The organism is Bacillus sp. 491mf (genome assembly GCF_900112415.1).
Classification (GTDB): Bacteria; Bacillota; Bacilli; order Bacillales; family Bacillaceae_G; genus Bacillus_A.
Window position 1 is genome coordinate 95,628 of sequence record NZ_FOLV01000002.1, and the last position, 25,027, is coordinate 120,654.

Consider the following 25,027-nt stretch of genomic DNA (forward strand, 5'->3'; position numbering starts at 1 on the left):
GATGATACAGAGCTAATTTTATAAATAAAGGAAGAAATTACAGCATATTGATACTATAATATAGATATATCATGTTGGAGGTGTTTTCTATTAACCTTACATTTTCACGTATTCGACTTCGTAGTTTTTTTGGGTGGATGATTTTAAGTTCATTCATTACATACCTTTTGCTAGAAGTAATAGGGGCTGGAAATAATGTATTCGAATTTGTTTCAGACACTTTCGTTTTCTTTGTATTTCCATTACTGTGGTTGTTTTATAAGATGAAAAAGCATAATGTGGTATTTACAAGTTTTTTTGATAAACCATCATCCATTCCATGGCGACTTATTTTAATTGCTACGGCTATGGGAATGATATTTTCATTCGGCATTTCGTTTGTTCAATTTTACTTACTAGCTCAGCTAATTCCGGACTTTTTAGTTGATTTATTAAGTGATGGAAATGTAATTGATATGAGCACTACTTTTACAAAAGTTTTAAGTGTCATTTCAGCTTGTATATTTGCTCCAATTATGGAAGAAGTAATCTTTCGAGGCTTTTTCTTAAACCGAATGGCGTATAAGTGGGGCTTGAAACGGGCCGTTATCATTTCTTCACTAATTTTTGGATTTGGGCACATAGATGTGATTGGTGCCTTTTTATTCGGTGTTGTTATGTGCCTTTTATACATTAAAACGAAAAGCTTATGGACAAATATAATTGTGCATGCTTTAAACAATACTGTCGTTAGCATTATTCAATTTACTGATAGCGGCACACAAGAACCAGTAAAAATTGCTGAATTGCAAGCGCCGAGTAATTTATGGATCGGTCTTGTTATCATTATTATTAGCTTATTATGGCTTATTCCCTTTATTCGTCGAAATTGGCGCACTGTAAAAGAAGTTGGACTGCCATCATTGCGGATCATTCAAGAAGAAAAACAAACTGACGTGATTGCAGAGCAGGCTACATATAGTCAAGTTGTCTTCACCGATCGCTACATGGCTGTCGAATTACCTGATGAAGCTGTCAATCATTTAGGTTTAGAAGAAAGTGATTATGTAAAAGTGGAACTAGTGAATGATACAATTGTGATAAAAAAAGCAGATGAAAGAGAAAGGCTCTCCTAAAGAAAAATGGAGAGCTTTTTTCTTTAAGAAATAAGAATTTCAACATGGAATTTATTCCCGTTTTTTGTATATTTAATGTCTGTTACAGTACGTATTCTCTTTAAAATTTCTACTTTCTCACCAATTCGCGGAATAGTAGGGACGTTATCCCAAATACCGAGTAAATCATTTGTGTTATTAATTTTTTCATAAAACCAAATTTTCACTGTGGTGCCCCTTTCTTAGTTTTGTATTTTAATACATAATAAAACATTTTTATGCTTATTGTAAGAGGTTTTTACGTGTTTTTTTGAATAAACTTAACAAAAAATATTTTCGTTGAGGGAGGACATGTTCGATATCAGTTGGAACCCATTTTTGAAAAGACAATGTAAACAAGCTGTTATTGAATGTTTTAATTATAGCTAGAATGATTATTATTAGCGGACTGAGAAAGGAGAAGTTACTTAGCTTTATAGTAAAAAAATAATTTTATAGAAAAAAATAAGAATATTTTGTATAATTACATTACAATAATTTTGAAAGCAGGGTGGGGCGTATGGCACATATTCCAATAAAAAAACTAGAAACATTATTAGCATTAACTGATGGAGATGAACAAAAGCAAAAAGAATTTTATGAAACACTATTAACAACACATGTTTATGTTGCAGGAACAGTTGATATAGAAGAAGGAGATACACAAGGAATCGTGCATTTACGCTATTTTCAAGGGGAAGGAAGATGGATTTTACCATTCTTTACGCAACTTGCGTTTTTACAAGCTGCATTGCCGGAAGATGTACCTGTTATTTCGATTCGTGGAAAAGAGTTATTTGAAAGCATTGATGCCGAAGCAACAGCAGTCTTAAATATCGGCACAGATCTTGATAAAACATTTACACCTCCAGAAATTGCTGACATTGCTTCCGGAAGAATTTTTAACTATTATCAATAAAGTACCGTTACCATTTTTCCTTTGCGTCATATAGTATTAGTAGCTTGACCAAGGGGGGGATGGATATATATGGCTGACAATAACAACAATAACAACTGCTGCTGGGATAACTTATACAATTGGAAAAACCGTAATAACAACAATAACAACAACAATAATAACAACAATAATAACAACAATAATAACAACAATAATAACAACAATAATAACAAAAACAAATACAACTGTTGCTGGAATTACTGGAATAACAGAAATAACAACAATAACAACAACAAGAATAACTGAATAGAAATAATAAAGGAGAAGCTTTTTGCTTCTCCTTTATTATTTCTATTCAAATTTACCTCGCATTAATGGGAAATATGAGATTCCCACTTCAAGATTGATTGGTGGAGGATGAAGGACTCCTCACTGATGGAAGTTTCACTTTATACCAGAAGAGATAGAAAGTGTTTTTTGTTGCCCATTTATTGTAGCAGGGACACCTAGAGGAACTCCTATATTTGGCTGGATATGACCAATTGGTAAGTCATACAATAGTGGAATATTATAAGAGATAATATAATCATATAGAATTTCAGAAATAGATAAAGCTGGTTTTGTAGATGTACACTTGTGACAATTTGTAAAGATAACGCCGGCACACTGTTCAAATTTCTTTCCTAAGCGTAATTGATTTAACATACGATCAACGCGATAAGGTTCTTCGCCGATTTCCTCCAATAATAATAATTTATCTTTTGTATCAATTTCGTACGGTGTACCAAGAGTACTTGTAATGACAGCTAAGTTTCCTCCGACAAGAGGAGCAGTGACGCAACAATTGAAAGAATGAAGAAACGCTGCCCCTTCTAAAATAATAGAGTACGGACGGAAAAGTTGTTTGAAAGAGGAAAAAGAGAGAGTATCAAGTCCCTTTCCAACTTCCTGCATCATGGGACCATGAAACGTAACGAGTTGTGCCAATTGTCCGAAAGCGATATGTAAAGCTGTAATATCGCTATAACCCCAGAAAATTTTAGGGTTATCTCGAATGAGCTCATAGTTAATAGAAGGTAGAAGGCGACCAGTCCCATATCCTCCTCTAGCACAAAAAATCCCTTTCACATGTGGGTTTGTAAAGGCCTCATGTAGGTCATGAAGACGAACGGTATCATCTCCAGCTAAATAGCCTCGTTTTTCTTGTACACTCTTTCCAATGATAATGCATAAGCCCATCTCTTCGAATTTTTGTTTTGCTTGCAGAATGTGCTCAATAGACGGAGGACCTGCTGGAGCGATGATCATAACGGTATCTCCGTATTGTAACGCTTTTGGGTACTGCATCAAATTCCCTCCTTTCTTACACTATATTCATGTAATGGCTCTTCAATAATTGAAGAAAGAAGGAAATAGTTTTATTGGTCAAGAAAGTATAAGAGAAAGGGGAGAAAAAAATGTTTTATAGCCGAGTATGTGAGAAGTTGCAAATTACATATCCAATTATTCAAGCTGGAATGGCAGGAACAGTTGTAACACCAGAGTTAGTAGCTGCTGTGTCTAATAGCGGAGGATTAGGAACATTAGGTGCAGGATATATGAGTTCTGAACAAATTCGCCTTTCAGTACGTGCAATTCGTCAGTTAACAGATAAACCTTTTGCAGTGAACTTGTTTATTACAAACGATATACAAATGAATGAAAAAGAAGTAGCAGAATCACAACAATTACTACAACCCATTCGGGAACAATTGCAATTAGAAATAGTGAAGAAATCAGTGCAGTTACCAGAGAATTATAAAGAACAGCTGAAAGTTCTTATAGAGGAGAACGTGCCTGTTTTTAGTTTTACTTTTGATACACCAACACGAGAAGAAATAGAGTTGTTAAAAAGTCACGGGATCAAAATAATTGGTACGGCAACAAATGTAGCAGAAGGAAAGGTATTGGAAGATTTAGGCGTACATATTATTGTGGGACAAGGAAGTGAGGCAGGAGGACATCGCGGAACATTTTTAGGAAAAGAACAAGATTCTATGATTGGAACAACTGCACTGATTCCGCAGCTTGTTGATGCGATCCCTCATATTCCAATTGTTGCCGCAGGCGGAATTATGGATGGCCGGGGAGTAGTGGCAGCTTATGCACTCGGTGCAGAAGGAGTACAAATGGGAACGGCATTTTTAACTTGTTTTGAAAGTGCAGCTCATAATGCACATAAAGAAGCAATTATAAAAAGTACAGATCAAAGTACGACAATGACACGGGCATTTTCAGGTAAGTATGCAAGAGGAATTCAAAATGCTTTTATCGAACAAATGAGAAGTAAAGAAGAGCGATTTCCAGCGTATCCAATTCAAAATGCAGTAACAACAGAAATTCGCCAGGCCGCAGTGAAACAAAATAATCATGAGTATATGTCACTTTGGGCAGGGCAAGCTTCGTCATTAGCAAAAACAGAAGAGGCCCAGCACATGATTATGCGAGTGGTGAAAGAGACGAAGGAAACATTAACTAGATTACAAAGCACAATCTACAAGTAAAAAAGAACGCTTGAAAATTCAAGCGTTCACCTTAGTTAGTTTTATAAAACTGCTGAAGTGTCTCGTCGACATATACCCAGCCTTTCCAGCCTAAATGCATCGTATCTTTTAAGAAGTACTTATCATATTCGTGGCTTGAAAAGTCTGCAACTGGGAATCCAGCTTTAGCAATTTGTTCATTAATTTTTTTATAGTATACATCACGGCGTTCTTTCGGGAATCCAGCATAATCGTACCATGGACCATTAACAGGAACAGAAATAAACAATGGTTTTGCATGTGATTGTTTTAAAATGTCTAAGACTAATTGGAAATCGTCATACTCTGGTGATTCATTGAATGATTCATTTGCTCGATAACCTTTTAGACGTTCTAATTTCTTCTTAATTCCCTTGTTATAGTACGGGTCTTCAATGCCGAATGGATTCGTTTTCGATTCCAGTTCACCAGTTTTTTCTGCTCGGTTACGAATTTCTTCCCAAGCAAGGGATTTTAATTCATGATCTAAATGTGTTTTTCGCGGTTTAATATCAAATATTGATGCAACTAAATCTTTGCGGTCTAAAATATTACGATATACGTATGCAAATGGTTTAGCTGCCGCCGCTTTCACATTATGTTTTGTATCGTTATACACAATTCCTTCTAAAGAAGTTTTTAAGAGTGTGTCTTTACGAACAATTTCAAAGTTTAATAAGCGTTTCGCAATTTGCTTTTTCATCTCAGGATTTATGTCATTGTTAAAGATGAGATGGTACGCTTGTTGAGACGAAAAGTTTGGTGCAAAATGTACTTCATCTAAACCTTCTTTTACAAACCATTGTGGTGAAAGGACAAAGACAATTTTGCGATTTTCTAACTGATCCATTGAGGAAGCTAGACTTAATACGTGAGTAAGACTTTGTGTTCCACCGCGACCGATAAGAAACGGTGTAAATTCTTGATTTTTTACTTTAAAGTAGTTCGATGGATGGTACACATCCAATCGAGAAAATTCCGATGAACCAAACATCGGAAGGTATTTTGGATCTTCTAGCATTTTTTGTTGCATAGCAATGCCTTGAAACATTTCTTTCTTTAAAGATGTTGCGGCATCGTCTACTTTTTGCTCTCCAATAAGTGGTAAAAGGAAGCGTGATGGAATAAATAACATCACGCAAAAAAGAGCAAATGCTAGAAGCACCGGGCCAAACGTCGGTTTTTTCATCGCATATCTTCCAGTTTCTTAATAATCATGTTTGGTGTTGCCCACTCGTCGCGATCAAAGTCAGAAATAGACACTTCAATGCCTAAACGTTCTTGGAATTCTACTAATAAGGATACTGTACCGAAAGAATCAAGAATTCCTTCTTCAAATAATTGTACATCTGTATTTTCCTTTACGATGTCATTTTCACAAACTTCCTCTAAAATATCTAATACTTGATCTTTAAATTCAGCCATTGTTTATTCTCCTTTATATCCATAATGTATTATGTGTAACTTCCTAAGAAGTTTTTAACTAAAAGTGTCTGCCTAGGTTACCCGAGAAGAGTAGAAGGCCGAGACAAACGAAGTGGAATGTAATGATAATTCCAAGGACATGTGTGAATTTATTATTTGGCCAAAACTTCAGCTTTTTATTTTTACGTTCAAATATATCAAACGCAATAAACAAAATTGCATGATACAAGCCATACGTAATATAATACCACGTTAGTCCATGCCAAATGCCCATAATTCCAAAGTTTAAAAATGCACCGATATAAGAAATTGTATAGCGGTTTTTAATTAATTTTTTCTTTGTCGCAAAAAAGACAAAGCGCATATAGATAAAGTCGCGGAACCAAAATGATAAACTCATATGCCAACGGTTCCAAAAGTCTTTAATGTTACGACTTATAAACGGTTTATTAAAGTTTTCAGGTGTTTTAATTCCCATTAAGTAACTCACACCAATTACAAACGCACTATATCCCGCAAAGTCGAAGAATAGATACAGACTATAAGAGTACATATCAGTCATAAATGAAACAAATGTAGCTTGTTTAGAAATTGCTGCATCCAAAATATAGTTTTTAATTAAGTACGCAATAATAAATTTGTAAAGAAAGCCCTGGAAAATACGATTGATTCCTGTATAAAGCATTGCTTTATACTCATCCGCTGATGGCGGTTTCTCTACATCCTTTTGGAATCGACGATAACGATCAATCGGACCTGTTGAAATCGCTGGGAAAAATAAAAGAAACTCCCAAAACTTAAATAGTGATATTTCTTTAATCAGACCATCACGAATTTCAAATATCATTTGTACAGCTCTAAATGTTACGTATGAAATACCAAGAAACACGATTAATTTGATAGCTGGTATATCATTAAAAAATACGATTGATTTTAAAGCTGGAATAGCAGGTACGATTTTTACCAAAATAAGCGGCAAAATCGATAAAAAAACAGCGGTGCAAAAAATACTCGTTTTGTTTTCGCGCTGCCTTAACGTTAAGTAGCCCTTAAGCAAAACATATTGCCAAATTGCAAATATTGCTAGTGCAACAGCTTGTATTGGTTTATCTGAAAAGATAACAGCCAGCATAATAAGTGTTACGACCGCATTATATTTGCGTAGCATTTTCCCTTGTAACCCCGCAATAATGGTAGGGATTAGCAAAATGCCTACAATAGCGAAAAAATAAAATGATGCATATGGGGTCATGCTGTAACCTCACTCAATAATTTTTTACGATCTACTTTTCCATTTGGCGTCATTGGAATAGAAGATTGATACATGAATTTTCGTGGAATCATGTAATTCGGTAATCGTTCATTGAGCTCCTTTTTAATCGCAGATGTTAGTTTGAATTCTTTTTCAAAAGAATGTTCACCTGGAACAACAACTGCTAATAAGTAGTCATACCTTTCACCTTTTTTAATTGGAAGTACGACAGCAGCTTCCACATATGAACAAGAACGAAGGTGATGTTCAATCTCTTCTAATTCCATACGATAACCGTGTAGTTTAATTTGGAAATCAAGACGACCGTTATAGAAAAGAAGTCCATTTTCTAAATAGCCAGCGTCACCTGTTTTATAAGCACGTTCGCCGTCAATAACAGTGAATGCTTTTTCTGTTAATTCAGGACTTCCTAAGTATCCAACACTTACACTTGGACCAACAATGATGATTTCACCTTTCTCACCATCAGCCGCGATTGTACCATCTTCTTTCATAATGATGATGCGGCAATCTGATTTACAGTAACCGACTGGAAGAGACTTATATTTCTCCACTACATCATTAGTTACATGAATACCAGTTACTGCAACAGTTGCCTCTGTTGGGCCATATGTATTCATAATCGTAGCTTTTGGGAAACGCTCTAACAGTTTTCTTGAAACATCATTAGATAATACTTCACCGCAGAATAAGAATGTTTTCATATTTGGAAGCATACCTTCTGAGAAAGATGGTTCCATTAAACACATTTCTGCAAAGGACGGTGTAGATGTCCAAACTTGTATATCTGATTGTTCTAAAGAAGCAAACAAATCTTTTGGACGTGCAATCATATCTTTATCAATTGCCCATAGTGTACCACCTGTTACTAATGATGGGTAAATATCCATAACAGATAAGTCAAATGAGAAAGGTGCCTGGTTCAAGAAGACTTGTCCGGTTTGTAAATTGAAGTCTTCAACCGCCCATTTTGTAAAGCTTACAAGGCAGTTATACGTAATTTGTACGCCTTTTGGATTTCCCGTACTACCTGATGTGTAAATGATGTAGAAGTTGTCTTCGTCATTTACTGCATGTTCAGGATTTGGGACATTTCCTTTATGAGTAAGAAGAATATCTTCTAATTTGTTTCCATCAATCATATCAACTGGTAAATTTTCCACTGTAATATCAGTTGGAGATAAAAGCAGCTTTGCACCAGAACTTTCCGCAATGCGCAATACACGATCAGCTGGAATGGAAAGATCTACTGGTATATACGCATGACCAGCTTTGACACACCCTAGGAAACAGACAATCATTTTTGGTTGCATATGTCCGTATACCATAATTGGTGAACGGTCATCTCCAAATTGAGAAGTAATCCAATGTGCTAATGCATCAGAGTCTTCTTTTAATTGTTTGTACGTAATTTTCGCATCTCGCCAAACAAAAGCAGTTTGGTCAGGCGTTTCAAGCGCCCATTTTTCAATCTGTTCTAATAACTTCATAACGCTCCCACCCTAAAATTCATTGTAAATAAATGTACTTGTATTTGTATCTTGGAATCCATACAACCATAGTAAAGCAAGTAAAATCGCAAGGTAGTAACAAGTTTTTGCAATCCATTGCGTGAGTGGTTGAGACCATATTTCTTTTAATATTTTCATGTCTGTCCCCCTCTATAAAATAGTATCCGTATGTAAGTATCATATCCTACATCACTTTGAAAAACACAAAAATTCCACATTTTAGGTAAATACAAGACGTAAAGGCTCTTTTCTGATAGTAGCACTAAATGTTAAAAAAGAAAATCCCTAACTTAACAATTATATTACATTCCACATAGAATTGTAATTTATTTGCATAGGAAAGAAACAAGAATCTGTTACTTCTAACTAAGATTGTACATAAACTCTTATGAAACAGGGGAATACGGTCATTCATGATGGAATAAAATTGGTAAAAACAGAATAGGGAGTTGAAGCGAATGAAAACATCTCAAGTAGATTGGTTATATTACCTTTCAGAAGACAATATTCGTATGTGGCGGCGTTATTTGCATCAGCACCCTGAGTTGTCATTTCAGGAAAAACATACAGCACAGTTTGTATATGACACATTGCATTCATTTTCTTATTTTGATCTAACAAGACCAACAGCATGCAGTGTAATGGCAACGCGAAAAGGAAAAGGTACGGGAAAGACGATTGCAATTCGCGCAGATATAGATGCACTTCCCATTCAAGAACAGACAATGAAGCCATATGCATCAACTGTACCAGAAGTTATGCATGCTTGTGGTCATGATGCACATACGGCAATTTTATTAGGTGTAGCAGAAGCTTTGGCAAAATATGATGATAACTGGGGAGGGGAAATTCGTCTTTTATTTCAACATGCTGAAGAACAATACCCTGGCGGAGCACAAGAAATGGTCCAGGCAGGCGTTATGGATGGCGTAGATTATGTTATCGGTTTACATGTCATGTCGGGACTAGATAGTGGACAAATAGGAATTTCTTACGGGCCGATGATGGCGGCACCTGATGTATTTACCATTGAAATTAAAGGAAAAGGAGGACATGCTGCCCATCCGGAGCAAACGGTGGACCCAATTGTAATCGGTGCACAAATTATTACAAATTTACAGCATCTTGTTTCAAGACGGACTGATGCATTTGAACAACGCGTGGTCTCGGTTACGCAATTTCATGGTGGAACGGCCGATAATATTATTCCTGAGACAGCGACGATTATGGGAACGGTGCGTTGCTTTGAGAATGGACTAAGACAAGAATCTGAAGAGATTATTGAACAAATTGTAAAAGGAATTACAGCAGCACATGATGCAACGTACACATATACGTATCGGTATGGATATAACCCGGTCATAAATGATTTGTATGTAACGAAAATAGTAGAAGATAGTGCGATTACATTGTTTGGAAAAGAAAGCGTTACCTCGCTGTCCCCTTCTATGGGGGGAGAGGACTTTTCAGCGTATTTACAAAAGGCCTCAGGCTGTTTTATAAAACTAGGAACAGGGAACGAAAATAAAGAAACATGTTATCCGCATCATCATCCTAAATTTGATGTAGACGAAACAGCGTTAATTCGCGGTGCACAATTATTTTTGCAAACTGCAATGGCACTATTGAAAGAATAAAAAAAGGCAACTGCGAACATCGCAGTTGCTTCAATTTCTTTCCGTTAGAGAGGGTTAAGAAAGAACTATGCTCATTTATAGTATATGAATGGCTCCCGGACAAGCTTGTACCTTTTCACCAATTTTTCAAAAATAGTCATTTACTAGTAATAAAAGGGTACTATGAAAGGGATAAATAATAGCATGAGAAGAAAAAAAGGAAAGCATTTAGCGCATTCCCTCAAAAATTCGTAATAGTTGTTGTTTGTTTGTTTCAATTATTTTTTCATTGTTTGTTTCGAAACCATATACGAGATCATGGAGTGTAGGGCTATATTGATAAAAAGAGATAATTCGCTCGAAAAATGTTGTATCCTTGTTGTTCGTTAAAGCAATATATTTGTTGTACACTTCTACTGTAAAGTCATGCCCATAGTCAGCGTATAACCCAGCAAAATCAAATGCAGGATCACCAATTTGTGCGTCACCTATATCAATGATGCCAGCAATTTTCTTTGTCTGAGGATGAAATAAAATATGATTATGTGTTAAGTCGGCATGAATAACGGTTTGAAAGGAAGTGCTTGTATAGAGTTGCTCTAAAAATCTTTGAAATAGTGTGTCCAATTGATTAGTTTCTTCTATTGTAAAGGTGTTAAATAGATAATCTTTTAGTTTTGTATATAAATCTTGCCAATATTTAATAGTTTGCTCAACTTGAAAGCCCCACTCTTTTGCAAGTGTAGTAGGAACTGTATGTAAAGCAGCAAGAAATGACGCTAGTTGTGTAGCGATATTCGTTTTTTCACTCATTGAGAGATTATGTAAGTAAGATGGTTTGAATGGTTTGCCGTGAATCATTTTATAGTAACTGCAAATAGGAATAGAATCTCCCTCGTTTTCATATAGAATATGGTAGTTTGGTACTTCTATATGCAAAGCTTGCAGTATAGGAAATATTGCTTCGTATAAGTGCTTTTCACGAGGGATTTTTTTTGCATATTCAATTTTTCTAGGAAATCGAAATAACCATTCATCGTTTACGATAACAGCAACATTATCCCAACCGCTTTCATCTTGATGAAAGGAATGAATAGGTAAGTGCGGGAGCGCTTTTTGAATGTAGTACGTATAGTTTATCATTTGTATCGCCTCTTTCATTCATTAATCATATAAATTCATTTTAATCTCTCAACATACAAGTCGCCACTATGTAGAAAACTTACTCCTTCCGTATGAGAAACCCAGCCTGTGGCAAAAAAAAAGCCTGACCGCTCCAATACACGGCCAGATGCTCTCGTCCCCAAAAAAAGAGAGAGGTTTTTATGTTTTTTTACTGGTATAAATCGATTTTATTATAGTAACCTTGCCTCATAAGTTCTCGTTTTGTTGCCCAATCTCCTTTTTACTCAATTCAAGATTTGCATTTTCAATCGCTCTATGCTCGTTTAAAGAATCTCCAGCATAACCCTTTTGAGTTTTTACAACCCTTTTGCTTACATTTGCTCGGTTATTATCCATATATACTTCTCCTGTCTTTTATTTAAAATATACGAAGGTAATAAGTAATAGTAGTACAGCTGCAAACACGACAATTCCTACTAAAAACGACATGTTCGAATAACGAGAGGGAGGATGTACATCTTGACGATAACTAGGTGAAATTTCCGGTGCAAATTCTTCTTGATGGGATTGTTGTTCTTCTGTTTCTTCCATTGTTGCAACTCCTTTCGCCGTATGGATAGGTTGCGCGCTATAAGCAAGAAATATGCACTCGGTATGATAAGCGTTGAATGAGAGCTTATACATATAAAAAAATAGAGAAAATCATTATGAAGAATGGGGAAGTCTGAAAGAAGAAGAGAAATTATATTCATAAAACATATTATAGTGAATAAACAATTATATTTCCAAAAAGAAAAAAGTTCTTAATAAAGAACTTTTTTCTCAAAAAAAGAATGATGTTATGTTTTATTTGTTTGTAACAATTACATTTGTATTGACAGGAACGCGGTCAAATAACCAGTGCACATCATCATTATACATACGAATACAACCAAGTGTTGTCCATTTTCCAATAGCACTTGCGTTATTAGTTCCATGAATAGCATATGTAGTTCCTTTTGTTCCATTTACATCTAGACCAAGCCAACGATCTCCTAATGGGTTACGTGGATCACCACCAGGAATGCGTCTTTTATAGTATGGACGATTCTTAATTTTATTGACAATCTTGAACGTCCCTAAAGGTGTTCGAGTGCTGCTTTTGCCAGTAGCGACTGTAAACTCTTTAATAAGTTTACCCTTTTCATAATATGCCATCTTATTAGTCGCGACATTGACGATTAACAAATGTTCTTGCTGATTTGTCTCTGCATTGACTGGTTTGATAGGAAGCATAGAAGAAAGGAATAGTAGTAGTACAATCATAATCTTCCTCATATTCAATTAATCTCCTTTTTCGAAATATCAAAATCTATTATAGCTCTCTTTTATGAGGAATCCTATCCTTTTTTTAAAATATTACAGATTATCGATTATATATTTGAAAAATAAATGAACACAAAAATTAGAGGATTGTTCTTATTGTATTTTTTAGATATTAAAAAGCCGCTATTTAGCGGCTTTTTGCTCCAATATATTTTTTTGGACTTGTAATAAACGAGCGAGTAAAAAGATTGCCCCAAAAGCCAATCCTAAAATAAGTCCAATCCAATATCCTTTTGCAGCCAAAGGTGTATAGGTTGCGAGGAGATAACCAAGCGGCAGACCTATGACCCAATAGGCAATGAGCGTCATAATAAGTGCGACATTAACATCTTTATAACCGCGAAGTGCACCTTGTACTGGTGTAGCCACGGCATCAGAAAATTGGAACAAAATTGCAAATACGAGAAATTGTTTCGTTAAGTCGAGTACAACAGGATCATTTGTATAAATTGAAGCGATATGCTCATCAAATACAAATAGTAAGAGCGAATAAACACATGCAAAAGTGAGTGCCAATCCGATTCCTATTATGCTATAGTGCTTAGCATCTTTATACTTGGCTGCACCGACTTCGAATCCAACAGAAATTGTCATCGCCATAGATAAACTGAGTGGTGTCATATATAAAAGAGACGCGAAATTTATTGCAGACTGGTGAGCAGCGATGGTTGTTGTATTATAATTACTCATTAATAACGTAACAGCAGCAAAAATGCTTGTTTCAAAAAAGATCGCAAATCCAATAGGTATCCCGAGTTTTAATAATTCTTTCCATTTGGATAAAGAGGGACGATAGAAACATTGAAAGACACCATAGGAAGAGAACGGTTCTTTCGTACAAATAATAATAATCGTAATCAGTAAAATACACCAGTATGTGGTTGTTGAGGCAATTGCAGCCCCGACTCCACCGAGTTTAGGAAAACCGAAATTACCAAAAATGAATACATAGTTCAACACAATATTAATCGGTAAAGATAGTAAAGTGATAATCATAGTTGTCCTTGTTTTTCCTAAGGCGTCAATAAAACCGCGGAGTACTGTATAGACAAATAGTGGAATGATACCAAATGCGATAATACTTAAAAATTGACTAGCAATCTGTGCAACTTGTTGCTCTAAATGCATGGCATGTAAAATAGGTGAAACTGCAAAAAAGCCAATTAGCATAACAATTAGACTGACAAAAATCGCTAAATATACAGCTTGTGTCACAATATGAGAGACTTTTTCTTTTTGTTTAGAACCGATAAGATGTGCGACAATCGGAGTAGTGGCCATTAAAATACCTGTTAATCCTGTACTAACTGGAATCCATACACTTGTTCCAATTGCAACGCCAGCCAAATCAGTAGCGCTTGCATGGCCTGACATCGTAGTATCGAAAAAGCTCATGGAAAATAATGATATTTGTGTAACGAAAATGGGGAAAAATAATAAGACAAATTGTTTTATTTTTTGTGAAATTGATGTAGTTTCTTTCATGTTTACTCCTTTCTAAAATACAAACAAACCGCTTTAATCATACTATTGAATAAGAATTTAGAAAAGGAATACGTATCCATACATTTAGGATAAAATCGAAAAAAACGATGCGTGTTTTGTAAAGATGAGGTATTATGATAAAGTGTGAACACAGCATTAAATCGCATTAAGGAGGCACGAGTGTGGCTGATTGGTTAATTGGATTAATCATGGGTGCTGTTGAAGGATTGACAGAGTTTTTACCTGTATCATCAACAGGACATATGATTTTAACAGGGCATTTAATTGGATTTGAAGGAGATAAAGCAAAAACATTTGAAGTTGTTGTACAATTAGGGTCCATTTTAGCAGTTGTTGTCGTATTTTGGAAACGATTATGGTCATTAGTTGGAGTTGGACGAGTAAAGCAGGGTCCATCATTAAACTTATTACATATTATTATCGGAATGATTCCAGCTGGTTTACTTGGTTTTTTATTTCATAGCAAAATTAAGGGAATTTTATTTGGGCCAGGACCGGTTGTTATTAGTTTAGTTGCTGGTGGTATTTTAATGATTATCGCTGAGAAGTTTTCAAAACCAAGCACAGCAAAAACATTGGACGAGATTACATATAAACAAGCATTCACAATTGGAATGTTTCAATGTTTAGCGCTATGGCCAGGATTTTCACGTTCTGGATCTACGATTAGTGGTGGATTATTAGCTCGTGTATCTCATACAGCGGCTGCTGAATATACATTTATTCTTGCAGTACCAATGATGGTTGCAGCAACAGGTCTTGATTTAATTAAAAGTTGGAGTGAATTAAGTGCAGCGGATCTTCCGTTATTTGCGAGCGGATTTATTACTGCCTTTGTAGTTGCGATGTTAGCAATTGTTTCATTCTTAAAATTATTATCTCGTGTAAAATTAACACCATTTGCATATTACCGTTTCATTCTTGCTGCGGTGTTTTATTTCTTTGTTTTATAATGAAAAAACTGCCATTTGGCAGTTTTTTATTTTGCTATTTTTTCTATTATATTTTCCATAACGTGTTCCCAAAGTGCTGTGTCAGAAGCTAATGTTTTACGGAATTCTGCATACATATTTTGCTGTTTTTCTTCGAACTTTGGATCTTCCTTACTAGGAAGTGTTGCACGCATGGAGGTAACTAACTCTTGTACTTTTGGTGCTCGAGGTCCCCATACTGCTTTTTCATTCCCGTCCTGATCGATAAAAATAAAAATTGGAATTGCACGTGCTGTACCATTTGTTAAATATTGATCCATCAACTCTAAATTTTCATCACGAATGAGTAAGCTCATCTCAATGCCAGCAACTTCGCAAATGCGTTTCATAATTGGTACGCAAAGAAGGGCATCACCGCACCAATCTGCGGTTAAAACGATAACCTTTAAATTGTCATTTTGGCGTGTTTCTAAAATTGGAAGAAGTTCATTAGGAATTAAGAAGTTATTGTAAATGTGTAGTAATTCGTATTGGTTTACTGTCATATTATTTACATATGTATCAAAGGACATGCCTTTTTCAAACCATTTCTGTAATGTCATACATGACACTCCCTTCTATATTTGCTCATATTGTATCAAGTTTTTTTGTGGAAAGCTTGTAATATTACTTTTCCTTTTTATCGGTAAGCCATATTTTATCGAGTATAAAAAAGAACAACACAATTAATAGCTCTGCTGTATTAGAAATAGTAACATCATTCATCCATTCGTCTGCGATATGAAATGTAATCCAGTCTAAAGAAATTTGTAACATGGCAAGAAGGAGAAAAGAGAGCCATTTTGGCAAGTTGTTAAAGGTGGCACTAAAAATTAATTTGCATGAATTAATGGTAAAATTACTAAAGAGGTCTAAAACAGTAATTAATATAAAAAAGAGAAGAAGGGCTGTTCGAGATGTATATTCGACCCCGGTAAGGCGGAAGACACCAACATAAACGAAAAAGATAAGAGCAAACGGGAGTAGAATTAATAAGCTGATTGCACTAATTACAAGTATTTTTTCTTTTAAATTTAAATTTGAGAACTGTTCTTCTGGCTCTTTCATTTCATCCCCCTCACTTTATGGTAATAATTAACTTTTTCCTATTGTACCATTTTGTAGGGAATTTGAGTATAAGGAATAAAGTGAAACTTCCATCAGTGACGCTTTTCTCACTGATGGAAAGCTCTCACCAATCGGGCTTTTACGGGCAGTTTTCTTCCTTACTCTTCTCTAGCTTTTACTGCCCGTTAATGTGGGATAAAGACCGTTCGGTGATATTCGACATACAAGTAGTCGATTTGCTGAGCTGAATCATACCGAAAGAGGCTGTCCAAAAAGTAAACTTTTGGACAGCCTCTTTTCGCGCTGATCAAATGTACAGCATATTTTAAAAGCAACCTTTATCATCTATTTCCAAACAATGAAGAAAAGATACATGAATTTCCAAATGAAAGGGATGACAAAATGAAAAAAGTACGTTAATATAGTTAATAATATTTTTATTTAACTATATTAAATACATAGGGGTGCTGTATAAAATGGTTAATGATCGCGAGTTGTTAATCGAGAATTTATCGACAAATTTTTTTGCTATGTTTCGCACAATCCGTAATGATATGAACAAGATTTTTGAGAATTATATTCCGTGGAATGAATTTCTCGTGTTGCGTATTTTAAATCGAAACCAAAAGGAAATGGTTTCTCGTGTTGCGAATGAATTGAATGTATCAAATAGTCATATTACGGCTGTAGCAGAAAAACTAATAAAAAAAGGACTCGTAACACGTTCGCGTAGTACATTAGATCGCCGTGTCGTGTATTTAGAGATTGTTGATAAAGGAAAAGAGTTAGTAGCTGAGATGGATAAGCAGAACAAGTTGTACTTGAAAGAACGATTTTCTACTTTATCTGAAGAGGAAATGATGACTATGATTTCTATTTCACAAAAATTAATCTAGTATAAATTATTTGTAACTACTCAGTCATTCTATGAGAAAAAGGCAGAAAAGCATTTTTTTAAATGGCCTGGGAGGGACTGGCTATGTATAGGAGCGGTCAGCCCCGCCACCTCAGGATTGAGAGAGAAACGAAGAAGATAGGTGGGAGGCAACTGCTGGCATGCCCCGATTGGATGGGCTTTCCATCAGTGAGAAAAGCGTCACTGATTTTATATTAGGAAATAGTTTTTTTGTCAAAGCCTTCGTGATCACACGAGGGCTTTTCATGTGTATTTTGAATGAAACGAAGCATACTAACAATATTATGATAAAGAAGGGAAGGAAGTTGTATGACGAATCGTAATGGTAGTAAAGGGAGCGGGAATCAAGGAGCACCTAAAGCTGGTCAATATCAACAGGAATTTGGTGCAGAGTTTGTTGCTGGTGATGATAATAAAGGAAAAGAATATCGTTCAAAAAAAGGCAGCAAGTCAAGGAAGGAGTGAAGTGTATTCACTTCTTCTTTTTTATGTAAATTAAAAAGTCGACATAAAAACCTCTTTTTTTAGGGGGGCGAGAGAAATAGGCCATGCAGAGAAGCGATCAGGGCCTATTTCTGCCACATGCGGGGTTTTAAACAAAGGGAGAAAGCAAGTCGTTGTCATGTTGTATTTTGTATAGCAGCGACTTATATATTGGAAATTTAAAATCGATTTATATATCAGGAGGGAATAGTAGTAGTGAAATAAAAAAAACCATCTTTATATTGCAAGATGGCTTAGGAAGGGGGGACAATTTATGTCAATTTAAGTTAGGGACAGAAAGCTGTTCGAGACATTGGGGATGTCTCATTATTAGGGAGGAACAGCTTTGATAGTTATACTATAAAAGACCGATGTGAATTCAATGTGAACTTGGAGTGAAGGAATTAGGAATTTTCTATTTTTTAAATGGAAATAAAAGTTGAAATTCATAGAAAAAAAGATTATGCTCAACTATGTTACATATTTTGGAGGACGGATTAAGGGAGTTAGTGCTATGAGAATGATAGAAAAACGAGACTTAAATGATCGTTTTATACGATTAAGTCCACCGCAAATTTTAGCAATTGGCTTTTTTGCTTTGATTATGGTTGGGGGGCTATTGTTGAAATTGCCAATTTCAACAAAAACGTCTATTAGCTGGGTAGATGCTTTTTTTACAGCGACGTCAGCGGCGACTGTGACAGGCTTAGGTGTAGTAGATGTAAATAGTACCTTTACGATATTTGGCCAAGTTGTCATTATGTTTCTTATACAAACTGGTGGTTTAGGTTTAATGACAATTGCTATTTTAATAGTTTGGGTGTTAGGTAAAAAGATAGGGCTGCGTCATCGCCTTCTTATTGGAGAAGCATTAAATCAAACAAATATTGGCGGGCTTGTAAAATTAGTAAAGCGGGTGTTTTTCTTCTCGATTTGTATTGAATTAGTGGGTGCTGTATTTTTATCTATTCGCTTTATTCCAGAATTCGGATTCGGAAAAGGACTATATTACAGCCTCTTTCATGTCGTGGCTGCTTATAATAATGCCGGATTTGCCTTATGGCCAGATAATTTAACGAGATATGTTGGCGATCCTATTATTAATATTGGTATTTGCTCGTTAATTGTAACAGGTGGATTAGGTTTTACCGTACTCATTGATATTTGGTATAGCCGCAGTTTTCGAAAACTAGTACTGCATTCAAAAATCATGATTATTGGTACGGTTGTGTTAATTGTGGGTGCGATGCTTGTCATATTCGTATTGGAATATAGTAACGCAAAAACATTGGGTTCTTTATCATTAAGTGAGAAGTTATGGGCATCGTTCTTCCAAGGGATTACACCGCGTACAGCTGGATTTAATACAATTGATTACGGAAGTATGAGAGAGTCAACACTGTTCTTTACGATGGTGCTTATGTTTATTGGAGCGGGAAGTGTTTCGACTGGAGGCGGTATTAAACTTACCACTTTTGTTATTTTAATTACATCTGTACTTTCGTTTTTCAAGAAAAAGGAAGAATTGGTTTTATTTCGTCGTACGATAAAAATGTCAACAGTGACGAGAGCTTTAGCGATTGTCATTGCCAGTCAATTTTTGATTTTTATGGCAGTATTTATACTGATGCTCACTGAAAATTTTAGTTTTATGGCACTCTTATTTGAAACAATTTCAGCATTTGGAACAGTTGGATTAACAGTGGGGATTACAGCTAAATTATCAGCATTTGGAAAATGTGTGATTATGTTTGTTATGTTTTGCGGATTAATTGGACCGCTAACACTTGTATTTTCACTTGCACGGCCAGCAAAACAAAAAATTCGCTATCCATCTGAGGATGTATTTACAGGATAAGGTATCTTGCGAGAAGCAAGATACCTTTTATTGTGTTTAAAAAAGAGAGAAGAATAGGCTGATAAGGGCCGCTCGGAATATTAATGCGACAATTGCCGCTAAGCCGCCAACGATTGCAGCTATTCCACCTGTAACAGTAGCGCCGCGGTTATAAGCATAAATACCAATTAGGACAGAAAGAAGTCCAAAGAGTACTGGAAAAGTGAATAAAGATAAGACGGCGAGAGCGAGTGCGATAAATCCAGCTGTTGCTCCGCCGGCTTTTGTCGTTTCGTGTTCTTTGTCATTGTATGGTACACCGTTCGGTGCAATTTCAGCGGCGTACTCTTCTTCAAAATGATCTTCATTTTCTCTATAACGTTCTTCGTGTTTATCAGTCAATGTGATATCTCCTTTCATAAAGAGCTTCATGTTTAATATGAGCTACTTTCGTTTTTTTATCCTATGATTCGCGGATGGTAATTTTCGGGAAAAGAATGTTATAGAAGGAAGATTTACTTTCAAGAATCGTTAAGTTGTAAAAATTGGTATGTCTTCGTTGTTTTTGGAAACGATAAAAAGGAATTGAAAGGAAAAAGAGGTGGTTTCTATGACGCAACATCCAATTGAAAACTTAATGAAAACAGCAATGACAAATTTAAAAGAAATGGTGGACGTGAATAAGGTTGTCGGAAAGCCTGTATCAACAGCAGATGGCAGTATTATTTTAACCGTTTCAAAAGTTGCCTTTGGTTTTGGGGCAGGTGGAAGTGATTTTAATGTGAGTGAACGAAAAACAGAGGTGCAGGGCTTACATCCATTTGGAGGTGGAAGTGGTGCTGGTGTTTCCATTAATCCTGTTGCATTTTTAGTAGTTGGGGCAAAAGGGATTCAAGTCATGCACTTACATAGTGGTACACACCTTGTAGAAAAAGCGTTGGAAACAGTGCCTAATGCAGTGCAGAAATTGGTAAATAAGCTTTAATTGGGTACTTGCATTTTAAGGAAATTATGATATAGTAGATGAAGTGTGTTTAAAGATGATACGAATATAAGCTGAATCGTAATATATAGAAGTTGATGATTTATGTAAGAATAAGGGAGAGGTATAGATGATTAACATCAAGAATTTTGCTGTTGGTTTATGCATGTTAGTGAGTGCTTTTGTTGTATACGTACTAAAGGAAAAAGCGCAATTTTAGTAAACAGGCTCATTTGTTAGTCTGTTTTTATTTTGAAGAAAGTGTTGACATTTTTATTGTAACGGGATATAATGTATTTTCGTGTCTCGGTTACAGCTAGTATATATTGGTTATTCTTTACTAGTACAAATCACTGAATTGCTAAAGATCGGGCGATAATGCCAACAACTTTGGTGATCACGTATATGATGGATTGTATTTGTAAACTGTATACACATACTAGTGTATCAGGAGCGGTCGTTGGAGCCGTAATGATGAGAGAGAGGTAGGGCTTTCATCCAGTATATGTTACTTTCCCGTTAGTTAAATATAGAAAAGAAGGCTACTTTTTATAAATAGTAGCCTTCTTTTAATGTATTTCCGAAAGAGGTCCCATCTTTAATGTGTGATGGGTTCGTAAAGTGAAGTTTTCGATAGGATTCCTTATTCAATAAGGTTTCACTTTATTGAATTCTACTTTCGACTTGTTGACAAATTTCTTCAGTTGTTAATCCTCTTGCGTCAATAACAGATCCCTTTATCACAGCATTGCTAATCCCCGCTACGTTAGAATCTTGACCGGTTATAACGCAGCAATCACATCCTTGCACATCATTTTCAGATTGTAATGAGATTACGTCATGCCCCTTTTGTTGTAGTGCTTGTTGTACATTTGTTAAAGAATTTTCTACGCCAATTTTCGCCATAGTATTCACCTCCTGCCATCTAGTAATATGTTCCTTTTTCGGAAGAATATTCACTAATTAGCAGAAGAGTTCACACGTGCGGCAGAAGAATAAATAAACTAGTCGTTATAAACTCCAGTTAACATATCACATACAAAACGATCGTTTTGTTCATCTTGCATTGTATAATCATTTGATTGTACATCAACAGAAGCAATATAAAGCGGAGTTTGCGTTGTTTTATTTTGCTCTACATCATGAAGTAATTCTACATAATCCTCTAATTTACACAGTCCTTTTGTATTCATAAAATCAAATAACTGAAGCATTTCCATTACTTCTTGTCTAGTTCCTTTAATTTGTAAACATGCCATAATATTTAGCCCCCTCAAATTTGTCAAAATGATTTTTGAAAATAGGATTATGAGTAACGATGAAAAAATATGAGTGTTATCCTCAAATTTTATTTTTCCACCTCGCTTTATTACTACTCATTTTCCTGAAAATAGATAGATCGTCCGTTTATTGAGTACAATACATTCGCATCTTTTGACAAAAATCCTTCTCGTCAAAAAAAATTTTTTTGTAGAAGAAAATGTCGAAAAAATTTTTTGACATTTTGTAAACGTTAACAATGTTGGGATATCAATATATAATAGGTTGTTCTTAAATTTAAAAATTTGAAATTTTCAAAAATTTCTTTGATTTATTTGAAAAGGGAGCGTAAACTAAGAAACAATAAAAATTTCAAGGATATAGGGGGCGCTTTCAAGTGAACGAGCAATGGATTTTCTTGAATGGAGAATTTGTTCCAAAAGATGAAGCAAAAGTTTCTGTTTATGATCATGGATATTTATATGGTGATGGGGTATTTGAAGGCATTCGTGTTTACAGCGGAAATGTTTTTCGATTGAAAGAACACCTCATTCGTTTGTACGAGTCAGCAAAATCCATTTTACTAGAAATTCCATATACGTTGGAAGAAGTGACCAATATTGTTGTAGAAACAATAAGACGTAATCAGTTATCCAATGGGTACATTCGTCTAGTTATATCACGCGGGGCTGGAAATCTTGGTTTAGATCCTGATTCGTGTTTAAAGCCAAATATTGTTGTCATTGCGGAACAACTAGCACTGTTTCCAGCGGAATATTATGAAAAGGGAATCCCCGTTGTGACAGTGGCAACAAGGCGGAATCGCCCGGATGTATTATCACCACAAGTGAAATCATTGAATTACCTCAATAATATTTTAGTTAGAATTGAAGCAAAACTTGCGGGTGTGCAGGAAGCGCTGATGTTAAATGAGCAAGGCTATGTTGCAGAAGGTTCAGGTGACAATGTATTTATTGTAAAAGGTAATAAATTAATTACACCACCAAGTTCTGCAGGAGCACTGGAAGGAATTACGCGAAATGCGATTATGGAAATTGGTGAGAAACTTGGCTATGACGTAAGGGAAGAATTATTTACTCGCCATGATGTGTATGTAGCAGATGAAGTATTTTTAACAGGTACAGCAGCTGAAGTTATTGCAGTAACAAAGGTTGACGGAAGAGAAATTGGTGCTGGGAAACCAGGAACACATACAAATTGTTTATTAGAAGAATTCCGTAAGCTAGTAGTAGAAGATGGTGAAAAAATTTATGAAGAAAATAAAGTAAATTGATAGGAGAGTAACCGATGCGAAGCAATATGATTAAACAAGGTATTGACCGGGCGCCGCATCGAAGTTTGCTTCATGCGGCAGGCGTTAAAGAAGAGGATTTTCATAAACCATTTATTGCAATTTGTAATTCATATATAGATATTGTCCCAGGACACATTCACTTAAGGGAACTTGCTGATGTGGCAAAAGCTGCTATTCGCGGGGCAGGCGGTGTTCCTTTTGAGTTTAATACAATCGGTGTTGATGACGGAATTGCGATGGGGCATATTGGAATGCGCTATTCTCTTCCAAGCCGAGAGATCATTGCAGATGCAGCAGAAACTGTCATTCAAGCCCATTGGTTTGACGGAGTTATGTATATGCCAAATTGTGACAAAATTACACCGGGAATGTTAATGGCATCTGTTCGGACGAATGTTCCTTCTGTTTTTGTCTCAGGAGGGCCGATGGAAGCTGGAAAAGCAAAAGATGGGACTCCTCTTTCGTTGGCATCTGTATTTGAAGGGGTTGGTGCTCATAAATCAGGGAAGATGAGTTTAGAGCAGTTGATTGATATGGAAAAATCAGCATGTCCAACGTGTGGTTCTTGTTCAGGGATGTTTACAGCAAATTCTATGAATACCATTATGGAAATGCTCGGTGTTGCACTTCCTGGAAATGGAACAATTGTTGCAACAAGTGAGGAACGACATAACTTAATTCGTCAAGCTGCATTTCATTTAATGGAATTAATTAAGTGTGATATAAAGCCGCGTGACATTATTACGAAAGAAGCAATTGATGATGCCTTTGCACTAGATATGGCGATGGGTGGATCGACAAATACCGTTTTACATATGTTAGCCATTGCGTATGAAGCTGGAATTGATTATGACTTGCAGCGTATAAATGATATTGCAAAGCGTGTTCCATACTTGGCGAAAATTAGCCCAGCCTCTCATTATTCTATGCATGATGTACATGAAGCTGGCGGGGTGGCGGCTATTATTAAAGAGCTTTCACAAATTCCAGGGGCAATCCATTCTGAGCGCATAACAATTACAGGGAAAAGCATCTATGAAACAGTAGAAGCTGGAAAAATTTTAGATAAAAAAGTAATTCGTCCGAAAGAGCGGCCTTATCGTAAAACAGGAGGTCTTTCCATTCTCTTTGGGAATTTAGCACCAGATGGTTCTGTCTTAAAAGTTGGCGCGATTGATGAATCAGTTACTTCATTTGTTGGTGAAGCAATTTGCTTTGACTCTCATGATGAAGCAGTTGCAGCGATTCATAGTGGTATTGTGAAAGAAGGGCATGTTGTAGTTATCCGTTATGAAGGTCCAAAAGGAGGACCTGGTATGCCAGAAATGTTAGCTCCAACATCAGCAATCGTTGGAAGAGGGCTTGGCACAAAGGTTGCGCTCGTTACCGATGGGCGTTTCTCCGGGGCAACAAGAGGGATTGCAATTGGGCATGTATCACCAGAGGCAGCTGAAGGAGGGCCAATTGCATATGTGAAAGACGGTGATCCCATCATTATTAATGTAAAAGATGGTAGTATTCATTGGGAAATTTCTAATGAAGTATTAGAAGAGCGAAAAAAACAATTTATTTCTCCAGAGCCGAAAGTAAGAACTGGGTATTTAGCAAGATATGCGAAGCTCGTTACTTCGGCAAACACAGGAGGAATTATGAAAGTATAAAGTGAAACTTCCGCGCGCGGATGGATAAAGCGTTGATAGGGAGGAGTAGTTGATTGTGAAGCCTCACAGAGAGTCGGTGGCTGGTGGAAACCGATGGTTCACGTTGACGAACATCGCCCTT

At 35.9% G+C, this 25,027-nt stretch carries 29 protein-coding genes and 1 other annotated feature (1 of these 30 running past the window's edge); of the genes, 12 read left to right on the forward strand and 17 right to left on the reverse strand.

The annotated features are described in order from the left end of the window. Nucleotides 1–89 precede the first annotated feature (89 nt). Nucleotides 90–1,115, forward strand: a complete 1,026-nt coding sequence (locus BM211_RS03260) for a type II CAAX endopeptidase family protein (protein ID WP_090995311.1) — start codon at nucleotides 90–92, stop codon at nucleotides 1,113–1,115. Between the two features lie 23 nt (nucleotides 1,116–1,138). On the opposite strand, the gene BM211_RS03265 is transcribed toward BM211_RS03260, so the two are convergent. After that, nucleotides 1,139–1,321 carry a DUF3913 family protein gene (locus BM211_RS03265; RefSeq protein ID WP_035435375.1) on the reverse strand — a complete coding sequence of 61 codons (183 nt, stop codon included), beginning with the start codon at nucleotides 1,319–1,321 and terminating at the stop codon, nucleotides 1,139–1,141. A gap of 332 nt (nucleotides 1,322–1,653) precedes the next feature. Between BM211_RS03265 and BM211_RS03270 the strand changes: the two genes are divergently transcribed. Further along, nucleotides 1,654–2,052, forward strand: coding sequence for an SseB family protein (locus BM211_RS03270; RefSeq protein ID WP_090995083.1), 399 nt, complete (start codon nucleotides 1,654–1,656; stop codon nucleotides 2,050–2,052). A gap of 423 nt (nucleotides 2,053–2,475) precedes the next feature. Here the strand turns inward: BM211_RS03270 and BM211_RS03280 are convergent, their stop codons facing one another. After that, on the reverse strand, nucleotides 2,476–3,378 hold the full coding sequence (locus tag BM211_RS03280) for a S66 peptidase family protein (RefSeq protein WP_035435370.1): 903 nt from the start codon (nucleotides 3,376–3,378) through the stop codon (nucleotides 2,476–2,478). A 110-nt stretch (nucleotides 3,379–3,488) separates the two neighbouring features. On the opposite strand from BM211_RS03280, the gene BM211_RS03285 reads away from it, so the two are divergent. Further along, nucleotides 3,489–4,574 carry an NAD(P)H-dependent flavin oxidoreductase gene (locus tag BM211_RS03285; protein WP_035435368.1) on the forward strand — a complete coding sequence of 362 codons (1,086 nt, stop codon included), beginning with the start codon at nucleotides 3,489–3,491 and terminating at the stop codon, nucleotides 4,572–4,574. Nucleotides 4,575–4,605: 31 nt separating this feature from the next. On the opposite strand, the gene dltD is transcribed toward BM211_RS03285, so the two are convergent. Genes dltD through BM211_RS03310 form a run of 5 tightly spaced genes read right to left on the reverse strand, consistent with a single transcriptional unit; the run spans nucleotide 4,606 to nucleotide 8,939 of the window. Continuing rightward, nucleotides 4,606–5,781: a D-alanyl-lipoteichoic acid biosynthesis protein DltD gene (gene dltD, locus BM211_RS03290; RefSeq protein ID WP_035435366.1), complete on the reverse strand. Its 1,176-nt coding sequence runs from the start codon at nucleotides 5,779–5,781 to the stop codon at nucleotides 4,606–4,608. Continuing rightward, nucleotides 5,778–6,017, reverse strand: a complete 240-nt coding sequence (gene dltC / locus BM211_RS03295; protein ID WP_020061867.1) for a D-alanine--poly(phosphoribitol) ligase subunit DltC — start codon at nucleotides 6,015–6,017, stop codon at nucleotides 5,778–5,780. Before dltC ends, dltD begins: the two co-directional genes overlap by 4 nt. Nucleotides 6,018–6,075: 58 nt before the next feature. After that, nucleotides 6,076–7,269 (reverse strand): D-alanyl-lipoteichoic acid biosynthesis protein DltB, encoded by a 1,194-nt coding sequence (gene dltB / locus BM211_RS03300; protein WP_090995088.1) that lies wholly within the window; start codon nucleotides 7,267–7,269, stop codon nucleotides 6,076–6,078. Then, a complete protein-coding gene (dltA, locus tag BM211_RS03305) occupies nucleotides 7,266–8,780 on the reverse strand; it encodes a D-alanine--poly(phosphoribitol) ligase subunit DltA (protein ID WP_035435361.1) in 1,515 nt (504 codons plus the stop codon). The genes dltB and dltA overlap by 4 nt, the downstream gene beginning before the upstream one ends. A gap of 12 nt (nucleotides 8,781–8,792) precedes the next feature. After that, nucleotides 8,793–8,939 carry a teichoic acid D-Ala incorporation-associated protein DltX gene (locus BM211_RS03310; RefSeq protein ID WP_035435359.1) on the reverse strand — a complete coding sequence of 49 codons (147 nt, stop codon included), beginning with the start codon at nucleotides 8,937–8,939 and terminating at the stop codon, nucleotides 8,793–8,795. Between the two features lie 320 nt (nucleotides 8,940–9,259). Here BM211_RS03310 and BM211_RS03315 point away from each other — a divergent pair, with 320 nt between their 5' ends. Further along, nucleotides 9,260–10,438, forward strand: a complete 1,179-nt coding sequence (locus tag BM211_RS03315; protein WP_035435356.1) for a M20 metallopeptidase family protein — start codon at nucleotides 9,260–9,262, stop codon at nucleotides 10,436–10,438. A 207-nt stretch (nucleotides 10,439–10,645) separates the two neighbouring features. Here BM211_RS03315 and BM211_RS03320 read toward each other — a convergent pair whose 3' ends face one another. The 5 genes from BM211_RS03320 to BM211_RS03340 all read right to left on the reverse strand — a co-directional run bounded on the left by BM211_RS03320 (nucleotide 10,646) and on the right by BM211_RS03340 (nucleotide 14,392). Next, nucleotides 10,646–11,560, reverse strand: coding sequence for a phosphotransferase family protein (locus BM211_RS03320; RefSeq protein WP_090995091.1), 915 nt, complete (start codon nucleotides 11,558–11,560; stop codon nucleotides 10,646–10,648). Nucleotides 11,561–11,788: 228 nt separating this feature from the next. Then, a complete protein-coding gene (locus BM211_RS26330; protein WP_035435351.1) occupies nucleotides 11,789–11,938 on the reverse strand; it encodes a hypothetical protein in 150 nt (49 codons plus the stop codon). Between the two features lie 18 nt (nucleotides 11,939–11,956). After that, nucleotides 11,957–12,133 carry a hypothetical protein gene (locus BM211_RS03330; RefSeq protein WP_035435348.1) on the reverse strand — a complete coding sequence of 59 codons (177 nt, stop codon included), beginning with the start codon at nucleotides 12,131–12,133 and terminating at the stop codon, nucleotides 11,957–11,959. 255 nt (nucleotides 12,134–12,388) lie between these two features. Further along, nucleotides 12,389–12,859: a L,D-transpeptidase gene (locus BM211_RS03335; RefSeq protein ID WP_035435346.1), complete on the reverse strand. Its 471-nt coding sequence runs from the start codon at nucleotides 12,857–12,859 to the stop codon at nucleotides 12,389–12,391. 171 nt (nucleotides 12,860–13,030) lie between these two features. Next, nucleotides 13,031–14,392, reverse strand: a complete 1,362-nt coding sequence (locus tag BM211_RS03340) for an MATE family efflux transporter (protein WP_090995092.1) — start codon at nucleotides 14,390–14,392, stop codon at nucleotides 13,031–13,033. A gap of 182 nt (nucleotides 14,393–14,574) precedes the next feature. On the opposite strand from BM211_RS03340, the gene bacA reads away from it, so the two are divergent. Continuing rightward, entirely contained in the window at nucleotides 14,575–15,366 is a 792-nt protein-coding gene (gene bacA / locus BM211_RS03345) for an undecaprenyl-diphosphate phosphatase (protein ID WP_035435341.1), read from the forward strand. 26 nt (nucleotides 15,367–15,392) lie between these two features. Here the strand turns inward: bacA and BM211_RS03350 are convergent, their stop codons facing one another. After that, nucleotides 15,393–15,947: a thioredoxin family protein gene (locus BM211_RS03350; RefSeq protein WP_035435338.1), complete on the reverse strand. Its 555-nt coding sequence runs from the start codon at nucleotides 15,945–15,947 to the stop codon at nucleotides 15,393–15,395. Between the two features lie 64 nt (nucleotides 15,948–16,011). Beyond that, nucleotides 16,012–16,452: a regulatory YrvL family protein gene (locus BM211_RS03355; RefSeq protein ID WP_035435335.1), complete on the reverse strand. Its 441-nt coding sequence runs from the start codon at nucleotides 16,450–16,452 to the stop codon at nucleotides 16,012–16,014. A 476-nt stretch (nucleotides 16,453–16,928) separates the two neighbouring features. On the opposite strand from BM211_RS03355, the gene BM211_RS03360 reads away from it, so the two are divergent. From BM211_RS03360 to BM211_RS03375, 3 genes are all read left to right on the forward strand, one after another. Further along, nucleotides 16,929–17,348, forward strand: a complete 420-nt coding sequence (locus BM211_RS03360; RefSeq protein WP_035435333.1) for a MarR family winged helix-turn-helix transcriptional regulator — start codon at nucleotides 16,929–16,931, stop codon at nucleotides 17,346–17,348. Nucleotides 17,349–17,677: 329 nt separating this feature from the next. Continuing rightward, a complete protein-coding gene (locus BM211_RS03370; RefSeq protein WP_035435330.1) occupies nucleotides 17,678–17,833 on the forward strand; it encodes a hypothetical protein in 156 nt (51 codons plus the stop codon). A gap of 532 nt (nucleotides 17,834–18,365) precedes the next feature. Then, the gene (locus BM211_RS03375; RefSeq protein WP_035435329.1) at nucleotides 18,366–19,709 is read left to right on the forward strand and encodes a TrkH family potassium uptake protein; all 1,344 of its coding nucleotides are present in this window, start codon (nucleotides 18,366–18,368) and stop codon (nucleotides 19,707–19,709) included. Between the two features lie 36 nt (nucleotides 19,710–19,745). Here BM211_RS03375 and BM211_RS03380 read toward each other — a convergent pair whose 3' ends face one another. Then, complete coding sequence (locus tag BM211_RS03380; RefSeq protein WP_081904930.1) at nucleotides 19,746–20,108, reverse strand: imidazole glycerol phosphate synthase; 363 nt, start codon at nucleotides 20,106–20,108, stop codon at nucleotides 19,746–19,748. Nucleotides 20,109–20,298: 190 nt separating this feature from the next. Between BM211_RS03380 and ytfJ the strand changes: the two genes are divergently transcribed. After that, nucleotides 20,299–20,673 carry a GerW family sporulation protein gene (gene ytfJ, locus BM211_RS03385; protein ID WP_035435326.1) on the forward strand — a complete coding sequence of 125 codons (375 nt, stop codon included), beginning with the start codon at nucleotides 20,299–20,301 and terminating at the stop codon, nucleotides 20,671–20,673. Between the two features lie 127 nt (nucleotides 20,674–20,800). Next, nucleotides 20,801–20,890, forward strand: coding sequence for a hypothetical protein (locus BM211_RS03390; protein WP_035435324.1), 90 nt, complete (start codon nucleotides 20,801–20,803; stop codon nucleotides 20,888–20,890). Between the two features lie 443 nt (nucleotides 20,891–21,333). Here the strand turns inward: BM211_RS03390 and BM211_RS03395 are convergent, their stop codons facing one another. Beyond that, complete coding sequence (locus tag BM211_RS03395) at nucleotides 21,334–21,576, reverse strand: YkuS family protein (protein ID WP_035435322.1); 243 nt, start codon at nucleotides 21,574–21,576, stop codon at nucleotides 21,334–21,336. A gap of 98 nt (nucleotides 21,577–21,674) precedes the next feature. Further along, the gene (locus tag BM211_RS03400; RefSeq protein ID WP_035435320.1) at nucleotides 21,675–21,929 is read right to left on the reverse strand and encodes a DUF3911 family protein; all 255 of its coding nucleotides are present in this window, start codon (nucleotides 21,927–21,929) and stop codon (nucleotides 21,675–21,677) included. 398 nt (nucleotides 21,930–22,327) lie between these two features. Here BM211_RS03400 and ilvE point away from each other — a divergent pair, with 398 nt between their 5' ends. Further along, nucleotides 22,328–23,224: a branched-chain-amino-acid transaminase gene (gene ilvE, locus BM211_RS03405; RefSeq protein ID WP_090995097.1), complete on the forward strand. Its 897-nt coding sequence runs from the start codon at nucleotides 22,328–22,330 to the stop codon at nucleotides 23,222–23,224. Nucleotides 23,225–23,238: 14 nt separating this feature from the next. Beyond that, a complete protein-coding gene (ilvD, locus tag BM211_RS03410; protein ID WP_035435316.1) occupies nucleotides 23,239–24,906 on the forward strand; it encodes a dihydroxy-acid dehydratase in 1,668 nt (555 codons plus the stop codon). Between the two features lie 23 nt (nucleotides 24,907–24,929). Then, nucleotides 24,930–25,027 (forward strand) — a binding site (T-box leader) (it continues 130 nt past the right edge of the window).